The sequence below is a fragment of the Castellaniella daejeonensis genome, from assembly GCF_039523555.1.
GTDB lineage: Bacteria > Pseudomonadota > Gammaproteobacteria > Burkholderiales > Burkholderiaceae_B > Castellaniella > Castellaniella daejeonensis.
Genome location: NZ_BAAAFN010000015.1, coordinates 485,726 through 500,844 on the forward strand (window position 1 = coordinate 485,726; position 15,119 = coordinate 500,844).

At 66.8% G+C, this 15,119-nt stretch carries 13 protein-coding genes and 1 pseudogene; 5 read left to right on the forward strand and 9 right to left on the reverse strand.

The features are described 5' to 3' along the window. Positions 1-7 precede the first annotated feature (7 nt). Positions 8-619 carry an NUDIX hydrolase gene (locus ABD022_RS11945; protein WP_325124582.1) on the forward strand — a complete coding sequence of 204 codons (612 nt, stop codon included), beginning with the start codon at positions 8-10 and terminating at the stop codon, positions 617-619. On the opposite strand, the gene ABD022_RS11950 is transcribed toward ABD022_RS11945, so the two are convergent. The 8 genes from ABD022_RS11950 to ABD022_RS11985 all read right to left on the reverse strand — a co-directional run bounded on the left by ABD022_RS11950 (position 604) and on the right by ABD022_RS11985 (position 8,951). Then, the gene (locus tag ABD022_RS11950) at positions 604-1,242 is read right to left on the reverse strand and encodes a carbonic anhydrase (protein ID WP_325124583.1); all 639 of its coding nucleotides are present in this window, start codon (positions 1,240-1,242) and stop codon (positions 604-606) included. The two genes, ABD022_RS11945 and ABD022_RS11950, sit on opposite strands and share 16 nt — an antisense overlap. Beyond that, a complete protein-coding gene (locus ABD022_RS11955; protein WP_325124584.1) occupies positions 1,224-2,180 on the reverse strand; it encodes a LysR family transcriptional regulator in 957 nt (318 codons plus the stop codon). The genes ABD022_RS11950 and ABD022_RS11955 overlap by 19 nt, the downstream gene beginning before the upstream one ends. Positions 2,181-2,307: 127 nt before the next feature. Further along, on the reverse strand, positions 2,308-3,876 hold the full coding sequence (locus ABD022_RS11960) for an aldehyde dehydrogenase (NADP(+)) (RefSeq protein WP_325124585.1): 1,569 nt from the start codon (positions 3,874-3,876) through the stop codon (positions 2,308-2,310). A gap of 16 nt (positions 3,877-3,892) precedes the next feature. Next, complete coding sequence (locus ABD022_RS11965) at positions 3,893-4,813, reverse strand: aldose epimerase family protein (protein WP_325124586.1); 921 nt, start codon at positions 4,811-4,813, stop codon at positions 3,893-3,895. A 38-nt stretch (positions 4,814-4,851) separates the two neighbouring features. Continuing rightward, positions 4,852-5,742 (reverse strand): ABC transporter permease, encoded by an 891-nt coding sequence (locus tag ABD022_RS11970; RefSeq protein WP_414647418.1) that lies wholly within the window; start codon positions 5,740-5,742, stop codon positions 4,852-4,854. A 5-nt stretch (positions 5,743-5,747) separates the two neighbouring features. Beyond that, positions 5,748-6,623, reverse strand: coding sequence for an ABC transporter permease (locus tag ABD022_RS11975; protein WP_325124588.1), 876 nt, complete (start codon positions 6,621-6,623; stop codon positions 5,748-5,750). Next, the gene (locus ABD022_RS11980) at positions 6,620-7,699 is read right to left on the reverse strand and encodes an ABC transporter ATP-binding protein (RefSeq protein WP_325124589.1); all 1,080 of its coding nucleotides are present in this window, start codon (positions 7,697-7,699) and stop codon (positions 6,620-6,622) included. The genes ABD022_RS11975 and ABD022_RS11980 overlap by 4 nt, the downstream gene beginning before the upstream one ends. Before the next feature lie 79 nt (positions 7,700-7,778). Further along, positions 7,779-8,951 carry an extracellular solute-binding protein gene (locus tag ABD022_RS11985; protein ID WP_325124590.1) on the reverse strand — a complete coding sequence of 391 codons (1,173 nt, stop codon included), beginning with the start codon at positions 8,949-8,951 and terminating at the stop codon, positions 7,779-7,781. Positions 8,952-9,283: 332 nt separating this feature from the next. On the opposite strand from ABD022_RS11985, the gene ABD022_RS11990 reads away from it, so the two are divergent. Next, entirely contained in the window at positions 9,284-10,558 is a 1,275-nt protein-coding gene (locus ABD022_RS11990; protein WP_325124591.1) for a glucarate dehydratase family protein, read from the forward strand. A gap of 102 nt (positions 10,559-10,660) precedes the next feature. Here ABD022_RS11990 and garD read toward each other — a convergent pair whose 3' ends face one another. Next, positions 10,661-12,181 carry a galactarate dehydratase gene (garD, locus tag ABD022_RS11995; protein ID WP_325124601.1) on the reverse strand — a complete coding sequence of 507 codons (1,521 nt, stop codon included), beginning with the start codon at positions 12,179-12,181 and terminating at the stop codon, positions 10,661-10,663. Between the two features lie 238 nt (positions 12,182-12,419). Between garD and ABD022_RS12000 the strand changes: the two genes are divergently transcribed. The 3 genes and pseudogenes from ABD022_RS12000 to ABD022_RS12010 form a co-directional block, all read left to right on the forward strand. Beyond that, complete coding sequence (locus ABD022_RS12000; RefSeq protein WP_325124592.1) at positions 12,420-13,154, forward strand: FadR/GntR family transcriptional regulator; 735 nt, start codon at positions 12,420-12,422, stop codon at positions 13,152-13,154. A 219-nt stretch (positions 13,155-13,373) separates the two neighbouring features. After that, the gene (kdgD, locus tag ABD022_RS12005) at positions 13,374-14,279 is read left to right on the forward strand and encodes a 5-dehydro-4-deoxyglucarate dehydratase (protein WP_325124593.1); all 906 of its coding nucleotides are present in this window, start codon (positions 13,374-13,376) and stop codon (positions 14,277-14,279) included. Between the two features lie 15 nt (positions 14,280-14,294). Continuing rightward, positions 14,295-15,110 (forward strand): annotated as a pseudogene (locus tag ABD022_RS12010) (NAD-dependent epimerase/dehydratase family protein); the annotation flags it as partial. Positions 15,111-15,119 lie beyond the last annotated feature (9 nt).

Consider the following 15,119-nt stretch of genomic DNA (forward strand, 5'->3'; position numbering starts at 1 on the left):
TGAAGCCATGACCGATATTTCCCACGACCACCTGACCGAGACCAAGATCCACGGCGAAATCCTCTGCGAGGGGGATTTCCTGAAGGCGCGCCGCGATACGGTGCGCATGCCCGACGGCGGCATCTCGACGCGCGAGTACATCGTGCACCCGGGCGCGGTGGTGGTGATTCCCCTGCTCGACGAGCGCCATGTGCTGGTCGAGCGCCAGTTCCGCTATCCCGTGGGTCGCGTCATGACGGAGTTTCCGGCCGGAAAGCTCGATCCGGGCGAGGATCCCTGGGCCTGCGCACGGCGCGAGTTGCGCGAGGAAACCGGCTATGTGGCGCGGGAATGGGCCCATGCCGGGGGCATGCACCTGGCCATCGCCTATTCCACCGAGATCATCCACGTGTTCTTTGCCCGCGGCCTGGCGGCGGGCGAACGGCATCTGGACGCGGATGAGTTCCTCGATGTGGACATCCTGTCCGACCAGGCGCTGCTCGATGCCGCGCGCGATGGCGCGGCGACCGATGCCAAGACGCTGACTTGTCTGCTGTGGCTGCAGAATGTCCGCAGCGGCCTCTGGGCGTTGGACTGGCGGCCCGACCCGGATCGCCGCCCGGATCAGGATTCGGCGTAGGGCTCGAAGCGGCCGGTCTGCGGATTGCGCACGAACAGCACGCCCGTCGCCACGCCGAAGTACGCGCCGTGGATGGCGAGCGTCCCGGCCTCGACGCGTTCGCGCACGGCGGGGAAGGTCGTCAGGTTGCGCATGCTGTATTCCACCACGCCCCATTCCATCCTGCGGATCCATTCGGCGCGGTCGCCCGTGCAGGGGCCGACCGCTTCGGCCACGGGCTTGATCTGGGACATCCATTTGCCGATGAAGTCGCGCTTGGACAGGGGGGCTGCCTGGTTGGCATAGGCGGCCACGCCGCCGCAGCTCGCGTGCCCCATGACCACGATGTGGCCGACCTCCAGGGCGTTGACGGCGAATTCCACGCACGCGCTGGTGCCGTGGAATGCGGTTTCCGGATCCTCGTCGCAGGGCGGGACGATGCCGGCGATGTTGCGCACCACGAACATTTCACCCGGGCCTGCGTCGAAGATGGTCTCGGGGGCCACGCGTGAATCGCCGCAGCTGATCACCATGATGTCCGGATGCTGGCCCTTTTCGGCCAGTTCCAGGTAGCGTGCGCGTTCGGTGGCGAGCCGACCTTGCAGGAAGGAGCGGTAGCCGTCGGTCAATCGTTGAGGGAACACGATGAGATCCTTGTGGGTTGGATGGGGTCGGATGTGTCGGTGAAGATGTCGCCCGCCGCTTCGCGCGAGAGCAACTGGGCAAGCGGATCCGCCAGCTGGCCGTGCTGCACCGTGATGGCGTAGAAGTGCTCGGTCAGCTGCGGGGATTCGCCGACATGCACCAGCTCGCCCGAATGCAGTTCGTCCTGCACGACCACTTCCGGCAGTACGGTGATCCAGCCGCTGTCGCGCGCGATCAGCCGCAGCATCGTCATGTCGTCGATCTCGGCGCGCAGCCTGGGCTGCACGCCGGCCGAGAAGCACAGGGCGTCGAACTGCAGGCGCACGCCGTGGCGCACGCTGGGCATGGCCATCTCGACTGCGTCCAGGTCTTCCGGCACCCGCAGCGCGGTGCCGGACCAGCGGTCGGCACGGCCGACGAGCGAAATGCCCTGGCTGCCGAGGAATCGCGAGGACACCGGGCGGGCCGGATCGGATGAAACGGGCTGATTGGCCAGGACCACGTCCAGTTCGCGGCGCAGCAGGCGTTCCACCAGGACCTGCAGGGAACCGGATTCCACGGAGAGCACGACCTTCGGATCCCGCAGCAGGGGTCGCAGCCAGTTGGCCTGGAAATTGCGCGACATGGTCGAGACGCTGCCCACGCGCACCCGGGCCGTGCCTTCGTCGCGGCCGTCGAGCGACTCGAGCATCTGTTCCCCCAGCGCGAAGATGCTTTCGGCATAGGCGAATACCTGCTGGCCCGTTGCGGTGAGCGTCAGCTGGCGGCCCTGGCGGTCGAACAGGGGTGTGCCCAGGCGTGTCTCCAGCTGCCGGATCTGGGTGGAAAGCGCCGATTGAGAGGTCTGGATCTGTTCGGCCGCGTGCGTCAGCGAACCCTGCTTGGCCACGCGCCAGAAGTAGAACAGGTGCTTGAAGTTGAGTTGGTTGATATCCATAGTTCTGTTTTATAGAACGTTTGACTATTATATATCTAATTTAAAGAATCTATAGTCCATGAAAAACGCCCTCCGTTGCCGGAGGGCGTGCTGACCCGCTTCTGATGCTGGATGGCGGCCGCGCGGCTTAGCGTTCCGCGCGGGCTATGCCCCAGGGGTTGTCCGACTGCAGGGCGGGCGGCAGCAGCCCGTCGGGAATGTCCTGGTAGCACACGGGGCGCAGGAAACGCGTGATGGCCAGCGTGCCGACCGAAGTGGTGCGCGGGTCGGAAGTTGCCGGGAACGGCCCGCCATGGACCATCGCATCGCACACCTCGACGCCGGTCGGGAAACCGTTGGCCAGGATGCGGCCGGCCTTCAGCTCCAGGGTCGGCAGCAGCTCGGCCACCAGGGCATCGTCGGTGCCTGCCTGCAGGTGCAGGGTTGCCGTCAGCTGGCCTTCCAGGGATCGGGCGACGGCCGCCATGTCTTCGGCGGACGCGCAGCGCACGATCAGGGCGCTGGCGCCGAAGACCTCGGCGCCCAGCTCGGCCGGTGCCGCAAGAAAGGCCTTGGCCGTGGTCTCCGCCAGGCCGGCCTGGCAGGGGGCGGGGCCTTCGCCCGCCGCGCCGCGCGCCAGGGGCTGGACGCCCGCGTGGCCATGCAGGCGCTCGACGCCTTCGCGGTAGGACCGGGCGATGCCGGCCGTCAGCATGGTGGCGGCCGGTGCCGCGCCCACGCCTTCCGAGGCCAGGCGGACGAAGCGGTCCAGGTCCGGTCCGTCCAGGCCGATGATCAGGCCCGGGTTGGTGCACAGCTGGCCCGCGCTGCCCGTCAGCGAGACGACGAACCCCCGGGCAATGTCCTCGGCGCGTGCCGCCAGCGCGCCGGGCAGAAGGAACACCGGATTGGTGCTGCTCATTTCGGCGTAGACGGGGATGGGCACCGGGCGCGCGGCCGCGGCCCGCATCAGGGCCAGGCCGCCCTGGCGGGAACCGGTGAAGCCCACCGCCTGGATCGAGGGGTGACCGACCAGGGCCAGGCTCAACTCGTGTCCCGGACCCGCCAGCAGGGAAAAGACGCCTTCGTGCAGGCCGCACTGCCGGATGGCCTTGCGGATGGCACGGCCCACCAGCTCCGAGGTGCCGGGATGCGCGGGATGGGCCTTGACGACGACCGGTGCGCCGGCGGCCAGGGCCGAGGCGGTATCGCCGCCCGCCACCGAGAAAGCCAGGGGGAAGTTGCTGGCGCCGAACACGGCCACGGGGCCCACCGGGATGTGCCGCAGGCGGATGTCGCTGCGCGGCATCGGCGTGCGGTCGGGCAGGGCGTGGTCGATGCGGGCGCCGACCCAGTCGCCGTCGCGCACCACGCGGGCGAACAGGCGCAGCTGGTTCACGGTGCGGCCGCGTTCGCCTTCGAGGCGCGCGCGCGGCAGGCCGGTTTCGCGCATGGCGCGCTCGATCAGCGTGTCGCCCAGGTCCAGGATGGACTGGGCAACGGCTTCCAGGAATGCGGCGCGAGTCTCCAGGCCGGTTTCGCGGTAGGACGCGAACGCGGCTTCGGCCAGGCGCGCCGCCCGGTCGACCTGGCCGGCATCCGCGCCTCGCCAGGCGGGAGCCAGCGCTTCGCCCGTGGCGGGGTCGATGGCGTGGAATTCCGCGCCGGTGCCGGGAATATCCTGGCTGCCGATCAATTGGGTGCCGGTGATCTGCATGATGAGGTCCTTCGTGTCAGTGGTCTGTCGGGACCGGTCCGCCTGCGCGGCGGGCCGGTGTCGTCGGTCGGACGTCGAGCCTGAGGCCGGCGTCCAGGGATTCGCCGGGCGCCAGGATGCGCAGCCCAGTGCCGGATTGTCCTTCTGCGTGCAGGTTGGCGGCATCGCAGACGTGGGTGGCTGGCTCGACGCACAGGTAGCGCCCGGCATTGGCATGCAGCACCAGGTGTGCCAGCGGGCCCTCGGCGTGCAGGTCCAGGCCTGGTCCGGAGTTCCAGTCTACACGGGCGAGGCCGTCCCAGCCGCCAAGAAACGTTGTCCAGGTCCGGTCACCGCGGAGCCAGTCCGTGCACCGGTTGGGGCGCGGGAAGCGTGCCAGCTCGTCCTCGTGGACCCACTCGGTCGCGGCGGACAGGCGGACGCCGGATGCGGTGAAGTAGGGGTGCAGGCCGAGGCCGGCGGGCATGGGGGAATCCGACTGGTTGCACAGCGACAGGCGGATGCGCAGGCCGGCGATCTCCAGCCGGATCGTCTGGCGCAGCCGCCAGGCCCAGGGCCAGCCACCGAAGCCGGCCGGGTGGTCCAGGACCAGTTCCGCGTGGTCGGCGCCGGTGTCCAGAACCGACCACGGCATGGCCTGTGCCTGCCCGTGCAGCGCATGGGGATGGCCCGGCAGGGCTTCCAGGTCCAGTGTGCCGGACTCCCAGTGCAGCCGGGCGTCGCGCACGCGGTTGGAAAACGGCGCCAGCGGGAAGATGCCGCCCTTGGGCCAGGCGTGCGCAGGCCAGCCGTCGATCCCGATCGGCGCCAGCCAGTCGCGCCGTCCTTCGGGCAGGTCGGTGGACCAGCGCAGGATGCGTCCGCCGGCTGCCGGCGCGACCACGGCCCGGTGGGGGCCGTGGCGCAGGGTCAGACAGGCCGGCCCGGACGCATCCATCCGGGCCGCGTACAGAAGGGGAAGATGTCCCTGCCCCGTCATGCCTCGCGGGGCGCTTCCTTGACGCGGCTGACCAGTTGCGTCGGGCTGACGAATCGCAGGGCGATCAGGACCCACAGCAGGGTGATGGCCATGTAGATCATGGCCATTGCGTCGATCGCCTGCGGCGCGCGCACGCCGGTGGAGAACACCGCGTAGTACAGCGCCACCACCAGCGTCTGCGAGTCCGGTCCGGCGGTGAAGAAGGTCAGCTCGAACATGCCGATGGTCCGTACCAGCACCAGCAGGCCTGCCGCCAGCATGCCCGGCACCAGCAGGGGCAGCAGCACGTGGCGGAAGTACTGGTAGGTGTTGGCGCCGAAGATCCGCGCGGCGGATTCCAGGCCGGGGTCGATCTGCTCGATGAAGGGGGTCATGACCAGGATCACGAAGGGCAGGGCGGGCACCAGGTTGGACAGGATGACGCCCGTCAGGGTGCCGCCCACGCCGATCTGGTACATCGCCGTGGCCATGGGGATGCCGTAGGTGACCGGCGGCACCATCATGGGCAGCAGGATCAGCAGCATGGCCAGGCGCTTGCCCCGGAACTGGGCGCGCGCCAGCGCATAGGCGGCCGGTACGCCGAGCACGATCGACAGCAGCACCGTGGCGGCGACGACTTCCAGGGTCACGACGAGGACGTGCGCGAGCTGGAAATCATCCCAGGCGCGGCCATACCAGGATAGTGTGAAGCCTTCGGGCAGCGGCGTGCCGAACCAGCGCGTGGCCACCGAATTGACCACCACGGTGGCGATCATGAACACGACGTTCAGCAGGAAGAAACCCATGACCGTCCAGATCGTGGCGCGCCACAGCCAGCCCCAGCGCCGCGCGGGCGAGGCAGGCAGGCCGGTGGACCGGGAAGTCGGGAGAGTGTTGGCGGTGCTCATGATCATCAACCCTTGCCGCTGGTGGCTGGCCCGCTGTAGAAGGCTCGCCGGAATGCGAAGATCGCGCAGACGATGAGCAGCTGCACGAATCCCATGACGATGGCGATGGCCGAGGCCATGCCGTAGTCGTATTGTTCGAAGGCCGCCTCATAGGCGGCGATGGAGATCACCCGCGTCGGGCCGGCAGGCGCACCCAGCAGGATGGCCGACGGAAACACGGCGAAGGCCTGGACGAAGGACAGCGCGGCAGCCATCGACAGGCCCGGCACCAGCAGGGGCAGGTAGATCAGGCGGAACTGGTTCCAGGGGCCCGCGCCCAGCGTGCCCGCCGCCCGGGCCAGCGTCGGATCGATGCCCGAGATATAGGACAGGGTCAGCAGGAAGGCGAAGGGAAAGCCGGAAATCACCAGGGAAATCAGCACGCCCCAGAAATTGTGGGTCAGCCGCACTTCGTCCATGTACAGGTGGAAGCCCTGCAGGAACTGGGGAAACCAGCCTGCCGGGCCGTAGAAGGTCAGCATGCCGTCGGCCACCAGCACGGTGCCCAGGGTGATGGGGATCACCAGCAGCGTGGTGACGATGCGCTGCGCGCGGCTGTTGCGGCGCAGGGCGAAGGCGACCGGCACGGACAGGCCGACGTTGATCAGGGTGGCCGGCACGGCCAGTTTCAGCGTCACCCAGAGCGTGCCCCATTGGGACGGCGTAGTGAAGAAGTGCGAGTAATTGGCCCAGAAGCCGCCGCCTTCCAGCGGTTGCGTCGAGATGACGACGCCATAGATGAAGGGGTAGATGAACAGGGCCAGGAGCACCAGCACGGCCGGCGCCACCAGCCAGCTGCGCCGGTCTCCGGTCGGCGCGACGGTCAGGGATGCGGCGCTCATGCTGCCTCCGCGTAGGCAAGGACGCGGTCGGCCGGAATGTGCAGCCGGATGCGGTCGCCCGGAGCGAATGCGCCCGGCAGGCGCACGTACAGGTCGCCCAGGTCGGTGGCGACGGACAGCAGGGAATCGCGTCCGCCGAATTCCAGCGTCCGGACCACGGCGTCGATGCTGTTGGCCTGGCCCGCGGCGGCGATCTGGAAGTCGTCGGGCCGCATGGCGACGGCGACTTCCTGGCGTCCGTTCAGGGTGCCGATGGCCGTGCCGTTGAATTGGATCTGGCTGCGCTCGAGCGATACGTCTTCGTCGACCTGCCGCACGACGCGGAAATCGACCACGTTGCGGTAGCCCATGAAGCGCGCCACGTGCAGGTTGCGCGGACGGCCATAGACCTCGCGGGGCGTGCCGATCTGCTGCACCGAGCCGGTGCGCATCACCACGATCCGGTCGGCCATCGAAAGGGCCTCGTCCTGGTCGTGCGTGACATAGATGGTGGCGCGTTCCAGCTGGCGGTGGATGCGGCGGATTTCCGCGCGCATCTCGATGCGCAGCTTGGCGTCCAGGTTCGACAGCGGCTCGTCCATCAGGATCACGGGCGGCTCGATGACGATGGCCCGGGCGATGGCGACGCGCTGCTGCTGGCCGCCGGACAACTGGCCCGGCAGCTTGTTTTCATGGCCTTCCAGCTGGACCAGGTTCAGGGCCGACTGGACGCGGCGGGCGATCTCGTCCTTGCGCACGCCGCGCATCCGCAGGCCGAAGCCCACGTTGTCGCGCACCGACATATGCGGAAACAGCGCGTAGTTCTGGAACACCATGCCGAAGCCGCGCCGTTCCGGCGGCAGCACGTCGATGCGGGTGTCGTCCAGCCAGATGCTGCCTTCGCTGAGCGAGGTCAGGCCAGCCAGGCAGTTCAGGGCGGTCGACTTGCCGCAGCCCGACGGCCCCAGCAGGGCGATGAATTCGCCGCGCCGGATATCGAGGCTGAGGCCGCTCAGGGCGGCGACCGACGAGCCGGAGGCCGTATCGAATTTCCGGCCCACGGCATCCAGACGCAGCTGTTGAAAAGAGTGATTCATGATCCTTGATCCAGGGAGATCGGGCCGCCCGCGCGCCCTGTGCGGGCTGGCGGGCGGCCGTTCACGGGAAAGCGACTGCTTACTTCTTCAGGGCGCCGACTTCAGTGTCCCATTTATGGAAGGCCTCGACCATGGCCTTGGCATTCAGCGGCACGGCGTTGGGACGGCGGGCGATCAGCTCGTCGTATTCCGGACGGCCGAACTTCTTGATGATTTCCTGGCTTTCGGCCGGGGCGGCGGACAGGGGTACGTCGCGGATGGCCGGGCCCGGATAGAAGTAGCCGGAGTCATAGGTCATGGCCTGCTGCTTGGGTTCGAGCATGAACTTCAGCAGCTTGAACAGGACTTTCTGCTTTTCCGCCGAAACGCCCTTGGGAATCACCATGTAGTGCGCGTCGTTGACCCAGGTGAAGTTGTCGAAGGCCTGGATCTTGAAGTCGGCGGGCACCACGCCCAGCGCGCGCGGGTTGATGTCCCAGCCGGTGACGGTCACCGTCATGTCGCGGCTGCCTTCGCCCAGTTCCTTCATCACGGCCGAGGTGCCGCCGGGGTAGTAGGGCACGCATTCGTTCAGCTCTTTCAGGAACTGCCAGGTCTTGTCCCAGCCGTTGATCGGATCGTAGGGATCCTTGTCGCCCAGCAGGTAGGGCAGGCCCATCAGGAAAGTGCGGCCCGGGCCCGAGTTCGCCGGGCGCGCGTAGATCAGCTTGTTGGGGTTGGCCTTGCACCAGGCCAGCAGTTCGGCCGGGGTCTTGGGCGGATTCTGGACCTTGGCCGGGTTGTATTCCAGCAGCGGGCCGGCCGGCATGAAGGTGACTTCCAGGCCGTAGCCCTGGGCCAGTTCCTGCATGCGGGCGGGGCCGCGCGCATACTGGTTCAGGATGCCCTTGAACTCGGCTTCGTGGTCGGGCAGCAGCTTCAGCCAGAGATCCTGTTCGATGCCGGCGGCCAGGGCGTCGGTGCCGGTCAGGACCAGGTCGATGTCCGAACGGCCGGCCTTCTGCATGGCCTTGATCTTGCCGGGCAGCTGCGGCGAGGGCGCGTTGGTGAAAGTGATGTTCGAGACCAGGTCGGGGTTCTGGTCGCGGAAGGCTTCCATGGCCTTCTGCGTGAGGGCCAGGTTGCCGGCGACGTCGACGACGTTCAGCGTGACGGGGGCGGCGTGAGCCGACAGGGCGGCACCGGTCAGGGCCAGGGCGCCTGCCAGCACGTGGAATCGTCCCAGTCGCGGGGACTGCTTGATGCCTTTCATGAATTGTCTCCTAGGGTGTTCGCCTGTGCGCGGAAGGAGCCGGCGGGCTGCGGCGCCCGGTTCGGCCTCGGTCCGAATGCTCGAACCGTTCTTCTCGTAAGTCATCATATAAGTTGATGGGTCCGGAGGACAACATTTTTTTGCATCTGAGGGCGTTCGCACAATGCCGGAATAAATTCGATAATTAATCCAATAAATTGATTTTTAAGAATAAAAACGGCATATGAGGTTGCGAATCAGTATATTCCCTAGTGTCCTGGATTTCCTGGTGAAACTACAGTCCACATGTCATATGACAACATGATTTCTTTCCGTCCCCGCAAGGCCTCACCATGAAACTGAAGACTGTCAAGATCACGCCCATCGCATTCAAGGACCCTCCGCTGCTGAACGCGGCCGGCATCCACGAGCCTTACGCGCTGCGCACCATCATCGAGCTGGAAAGCGACACCGGCGTGATCGGGCTGGGCGAAACCTATGGCGACGCGCCCATCATCGAACTGCTGCAGGCCTTGCAGCCGAGCCTGATCGGCCTGGATCCCTTCGACCTGAACGGCCTGCGGCGCCGTGTCCAGGATACCGTGAACCGCACCCAGGTCAGCGCCAACACGGCCTACAAGCTCGCTCCCGGAACCGATCCGGCCAAGAACGTCCAGAAGCTCTATTCCGCGCTGGAAGTCGCCCTGATGGACATGCAGGCCCGCCACCTGGGCGCGCCGCTGGTGGACCTGCTGGGCGGACGCGCCCGCGATGCCGTGCCGTTCAGCGCCTATCTGTTCTTCAAGTATGCCCGCCACGTCGATGCGTCCTATCCCGACGATGCCTGGGGCGAGACCCTGACGCCCGCGCAACTGGTGGCCCAGGCGGAAACCATGATCGGCCGGTACGGGTTCCAGAGCATCAAGCTCAAGGGCGGGGTGCTGGAGCCCGAGCAGGAAGTCGAATGCGTCCGGGCGCTGGCGGCCCGCTTCCCCGGCATGCCCCTGCGCATCGACCCCAACGGCAACTGGTCCCTGGCCACGGCGATCGAGATGGGCAGGCGGCTGGACGGTCTGCTGGAATACTACGAGGATCCCTGCCCGACGCTGTCGGACATGGCGGCGCTGCATGAGGCGACCGGCATGCCGCTGGCGACGAACATGGTGGTGACCGACATGGCGCAGTTCCGCGACAATGTCGCGGCCAACGGCTGCCAGATCATCCTGTCGGACCACCATTACTGGGGCGGGCTGCGGGATACGCAGTTGCTGGCGCGCATGTGCGAAGTGTTCGGCATGGGGTTGTCCATGCATTCCAACTCGCACCTGGGCATCAGCCTGATGGCCATGGCGCACGTGGCCGCCAGCGTGCCGACCCTGAGCTACGCCTGCGACACGCACTATCCCTGGCTGGATCCCGACGAGGAAGTCGTGGCGGGCGGGCACCTGAGCTTCCATGAAGGCGCCATCGTGCTGGGCGACGCGCCCGGGCTCGGCCTGGAGATCGACCAGGACGCCCTGGCGCGGCTGCACGAGCAGTACCTGTCCTGCGGCATCCGCTCGCGGGACGATGCCGCCCAGATGCGCAAGTACCAGCCCGACTGGAGCGGCAAGGCACCGCGCTTCTGAACGCCGGATCTGGATTCGGGGGAGCGCAAGGCGGGAAGCCGAAGACAGTGCTGTTGCACGGCGAGGCGAACCAACGCGGCGATCCGCCGAATCCCGGCCTGGTCAGGTGACCGGGCCGGGGTTGAACAGGACCAGGTCGTTGACGATGCCCCAGTGCTCGGCCCAGGTTTTGCGTCCGCTGGCGACATCCAGGATGCGTTCGAACAATTCCTGGCCCAGGTCCTCGATGCTGGCTTCGCCGGTGGCGATCCGGCCGGCGTCGATGTCCATCAGGTCGTGCCAGCGGCGCGCCAGGTCCGAACGCGTGGCCACCTTGATCACGGGGACTTCGGCCAGGCCGTAGGGTGTGCCCCGCCCGGTGGTGAAGATGTGGACGTTCATGCCTGCGGCCAGCTGCAGCGTGCCGCAGACGAAGTCGCCGGCCGGGGTGGCGGCGTACAGCAGCCCCTTGTCCCGTGCGCGCTCGCCCGGCGGCACGACGCCGCGGATCGGCGTGCTGCCGGACTTGACGATCGAACCCATGGCCTTTTCGACGATGTTCGACAGGCCGCCGCGCTTGTTGCCCGGCGTGGTGTTTGCGCTGCGGTCGGCCTGTCCGCGCTGCAGGTAATCGTCGTACCAGGCCATCTCGCGGATCAGGTCGCGGGCGACCTTGGGCGTGGCCGCGCGCGCCGTCAGCTGGTCGATGCCGTCGCGCACTTCGGTGACCTCGGAGAACATCACGGTCGCGCCCGCGCGCACCAGCAGGTCGGCGGCGTGGCCCACCGCCGGATTTGCCGTGGCGCCGGAGAACGCGTCGCTGCCGCCGCACTGCACGCCCACCACCAGATCCGAAGCGGGGCAGGTTTCCCGGCGCCGCTGGTTCAGGCGTTCCAGGTGGATTTCCGCCATCGCCAGGATGTCGTCGATCATGCTGCCGAAGCCGACGTGCCGCTCGTCCTGCAGGCGCACCAGGTCCGGGTGCGCTGCGCCGCGGTCCTGGAAGCGTTCCGGCATCAGGCGTTCGGGCTGCAGCTTTTCGCAGCCCAGGCTGACCAGCATGACTTCTCCCCCGAAGTTCGGATTCTGTGCGATGTGGCGCAGGGTCTTCACCGGGATGGAGGCGCCTGGCGCATCGATGGCCACGCCGCAACCGTAACCGTGGTGCAGCGCCACGACGCCGTCCACGTTCGGATAGCGGGGCAGCAATTCGCGGCGGATGCGGTCCAGGGCGATGTCCGCCACCCCGGCCACGCATTGCACCGTCATGGCGATGGCCAGGATGTTGCGAGTGCCCACCGAACCGTCGGCATTGCGGTAGCCCTGGAAGGTGTGGCCGGACAGGGGTTCCAGGTCGGGGACGGGGGCAGTGCAGATGGGCAGGGCGTCGAGAGAGGGCGCCGGCGGCATGCGCATCACGGCCTCGTAGACCCAGCTGCCGGCGGGCAGCGGCCGGGTCGCATGGCCGATGACGACGCCGTAGCGGACGATGGCCCCGTCTTCGGGAATGTCGCACAGGGCGACTTTGTGGCCTTGGGGGATGGCTTCGAGCAGGGTCGGGCCGTCGGGGATGCGGGCGCCAGCGGGCAGCCCTCGGTCGTTGGCGACGATGGCGACATTGTCGCCCTCGCGCATGCGGATCATGCGGGGAACCTGGACGGTCGGTCTGGCGGGATGCACGAAGAGTCTCCTTGTAATTATCTCATCATACAACTAGAGGTTTATACTGACAATCGATCTGTATCGATAGGCGTAGACCTTTGTGTGGAGCAGATTGGATGAGTTTCCCCGCTTTCTTGAACAATCAATAATATGTCGTCGTATGAGTTATCTCTTCGGGAATGCAGTATCATGAATCGTCCGAATTCATAGTCTTCGTTCCATGGCCTCCGTCCCCGCCCGCCGTTCGCGAAATCTCACCCAGAATGTCGTGGCCGCGCTGTCCGAGCGCATCCGCCACGGCGAATTCCACGTCGGCGAAAAGCTGCCGACCGAGTCCGCGCTGATGGAGTCCTTCGGGGTCAGCCGCACCGTCATCCGCGAAGCCATCTCGCGCCTGCAGGCCGCCGGTCTGGTCGAGACCCGGCACGGTATCGGGACTTTCCTGCTCGAACCCCGCAACGAGCAGCAACTGCGGATCCGCACGGAAAACATCCTGACCATGCTGGACGTCCTGGCGATCCTGGAATTGCGGCTCAGCCTGGAAACCGAGGCGGCGGGGCTGGCCGCCTTGCGGCGCACGGAAGCCCAGGTGCAGCAGATGCGCGCCATCCTGGATGAATTCGCCGAGCACGTGCGCAAGAAGACCGGCAATGCGGTGGTCTCGGACGTCGCTTTCCACCTGGCAGTGGCCACGGCCACGGGCAACCGCTATTTCCACGACATCCTCAAGCAGCTGGGCAAGTCGATCATTCCCCGGACGCGCATCGATTCGGCAGCCCTGGCGGAAGACGATCGGGCCAGCTACCTGGGCCGCGTCCATGTCGAGCACGAGGACATCTACAACGCCATCGTCCGCAAGGATCCGGATGCGGCGCGGGCCGCCATGCGCATGCATCTCACCAACAGCAGGGAACGTCTGCGCCGCGCCCAGGAAGCCGCCGAGAAGAGTGCCTGAGCCTTCTCATAGGTATGTCATCGTATAAGATGAAATGACCTGGCCATTTCCCGGCTTCTTGGCGAAATGACCACACAAGTAAAGCATATGTAAGGGTATACGCTAGTCCGGCGGGGATCCCTCTTGTTGCTTGTCGTCTGATGTCATATGATAACGTACGACATGAACGAATGAGGAAGGGGTGACGCACGCCTTCCCGGATCAGAGGACACCACGCATATGACGACTTGCCAGGAATTGAAGGAAATCCTGAGGGACGGGTTGCTGTCTTTCCCCGTCACGGATTTCGACGCCGGAGGAAACTTCGACCCCAAGGGCTACCAGGCCCGCCTGGAATGGCTGATGCCCTACGGCGCTCGCGCCCTGTTCGCCGCGGGGGGCACGGGCGAATATTTCTCGCTGACACTGGACGAGTTCTCCCGGGTGGTGGACACGGCCGTGCGCACCTGCCAGGGGCACACGCCGATCCTGGCGGGCGCGGGCGGCCCGACCCGCACGGCGATCGCGTTCGCACAGGAAGCCCAGCGCAAGGGCGCGGCGGGCATCCTGCTCATGCCGCACTACCTGACCGATGCGCCTCAGGAAGGCATTGCCCGCCACGTGCGCGAGGTTTGCGACTCGGTGGACATCGGCGTGCTGATCTACCACCGCGGCCAGTGCCGCCTGTCGCCTGCGCTGCTGGAGCAGCTGGCCGAGCAATGCCCGAACCTGATCGGCTTCAAGGACGGCGTGGGTAACGTCGAGCACATGGTGCGCGTGCGCCGGCGCCTGGGCGATCGTTTCGCCTATCTGGGTGGCCTGCCCACGGCGGAAGTCTTTGCCCAGGCATACCGTGCGATGGGCGTGCCGGTGTATTCTTCGGCGGTGTTCAATTTCGTCCCCGAAATGGCCATGCACTTCTACCAGGCCGTGAAGACTGGGGACGACGCCACGGTCGGCCACCTGCTGGATACTTTCTTCCTGCCGCTGCTCGAGATCCGCAACCGCAAGCCCGGCTATGCCGTCAGCATCGTCAAGGCCGGCACGCGCATCATCGGCCGTTCTTCCGGTCCGGTGCGTCCGCCCCTGGTGGACCTGGATCCGCAGGAAGAAGACGCGCTGCGCGCACTGATCGAGGCGCTCTGATCCAAGGAAGCAGGCATGACTGAAGATTCCGGCGTTTTCCAGCCCTACGGCCGCATCCTCCTGACCGGCGCCGCCGGGGGCCTGGGCAAGGTGTTGCGCGAGACGCTGCGGCCTTATGCGCGGGTCCTGCGGCTGTCCGACATCGCGGCGATGGCGCCGGCGGAAGGGCCGCACGAAGAAGTCGTGCCCTGCGATCTGGCGGACAAGGATGCCGTCGATGCGCTCCTGGATGGCGTCGATGCCGTCGTGCACCTGGGCGGAATCTCGGTGGAGCGACCCTTCGAGGAGGTCATCGAAGCGAATATCCGCGGCACGTATCATCTTTACGAGGCTGCCCGCCGGCACGGCACGCGCCGCGTCGTGTTCGCCAGTTCCAATCACGTGATCGGCTTCCATCGCCAGGGCGTGCGCCTGGATAGCCGGTCGCCGCGCCGTCCCGATGGGTACTACGGCCTGTCTAAGTCCTTCGGCGAGGATCTGGCGTCCTTCTACCACGACCGCTACGGGATCGAGACGGTCAGCGTGCGCATCGGCTCGTCCTTTCCGCAGCCGCGCAACCGGCGGATGATGCACACCTGGCTCAGCTACCGCGACCTGACGGATCTCGTGCGGCGCGGCCTGTTCACCCCGGGGGTGGGGCATACCGTGGTCTATGGCGTGTCGGACAACCGCGACAGCTGGTGGGACAACAGCGGGGCGGCCATCCTGGGCTATGTCCCGCAGGACAGCTCCGAAGTGTTCCGCGCCGAGATCGAGCGCCAGCCGGAGCCGCCGGCCGACGATCCCGACAGGATCTACCAGGGTGGCGCCTTCACGGCCGCCGGACCCTACGAAAACCTG

Coding starts and splice junctions, on each gene's coding strand:
- ABD022_RS11945 (WP_325124582.1), top strand. CDS start 8: ATGACCGATATTTCCCACGACCACCTGACCGAGACCAAGATCCACGGC.
- ABD022_RS11955 (WP_325124584.1), bottom strand. CDS start 2,180: ATGGATATCAACCAACTCAACTTCAAGCACCTGTTCTACTTCTGGCGC.
- ABD022_RS11960 (WP_325124585.1), bottom strand. CDS start 3,876: ATGCAGATCACCGGCACCCAATTGATCGGCAGCCAGGATATTCCCGGC.
- ABD022_RS11965 (WP_325124586.1), bottom strand. CDS start 4,813: ATGGATGCGTCCGGGCCGGCCTGTCTGACCCTGCGCCACGGCCCCCAC.
- ABD022_RS11970 (WP_414647418.1), bottom strand. CDS start 5,742: ATGAGCACCGCCAACACTCTCCCGACTTCCCGGTCCACCGGCCTGCCT.
- ABD022_RS11975 (WP_325124588.1), bottom strand. CDS start 6,623: ATGAGCGCCGCATCCCTGACCGTCGCGCCGACCGGAGACCGGCGCAGC.
- ABD022_RS11980 (WP_325124589.1), bottom strand. CDS start 7,699: ATGAATCACTCTTTTCAACAGCTGCGTCTGGATGCCGTGGGCCGGAAA.
- ABD022_RS11985 (WP_325124590.1), bottom strand. CDS start 8,951: ATGAAAGGCATCAAGCAGTCCCCGCGACTGGGACGATTCCACGTGCTG.
- ABD022_RS11990 (WP_325124591.1), top strand. CDS start 9,284: ATGAAACTGAAGACTGTCAAGATCACGCCCATCGCATTCAAGGACCCT.
- garD (WP_325124601.1), bottom strand. CDS start 12,181: ATGATCCGCATGCGCGAGGGCGACAATGTCGCCATCGTCGCCAACGAC.
- ABD022_RS12000 (WP_325124592.1), top strand. CDS start 12,420: ATGGCCTCCGTCCCCGCCCGCCGTTCGCGAAATCTCACCCAGAATGTC.
- kdgD (WP_325124593.1), top strand. CDS start 13,374: ATGACGACTTGCCAGGAATTGAAGGAAATCCTGAGGGACGGGTTGCTG.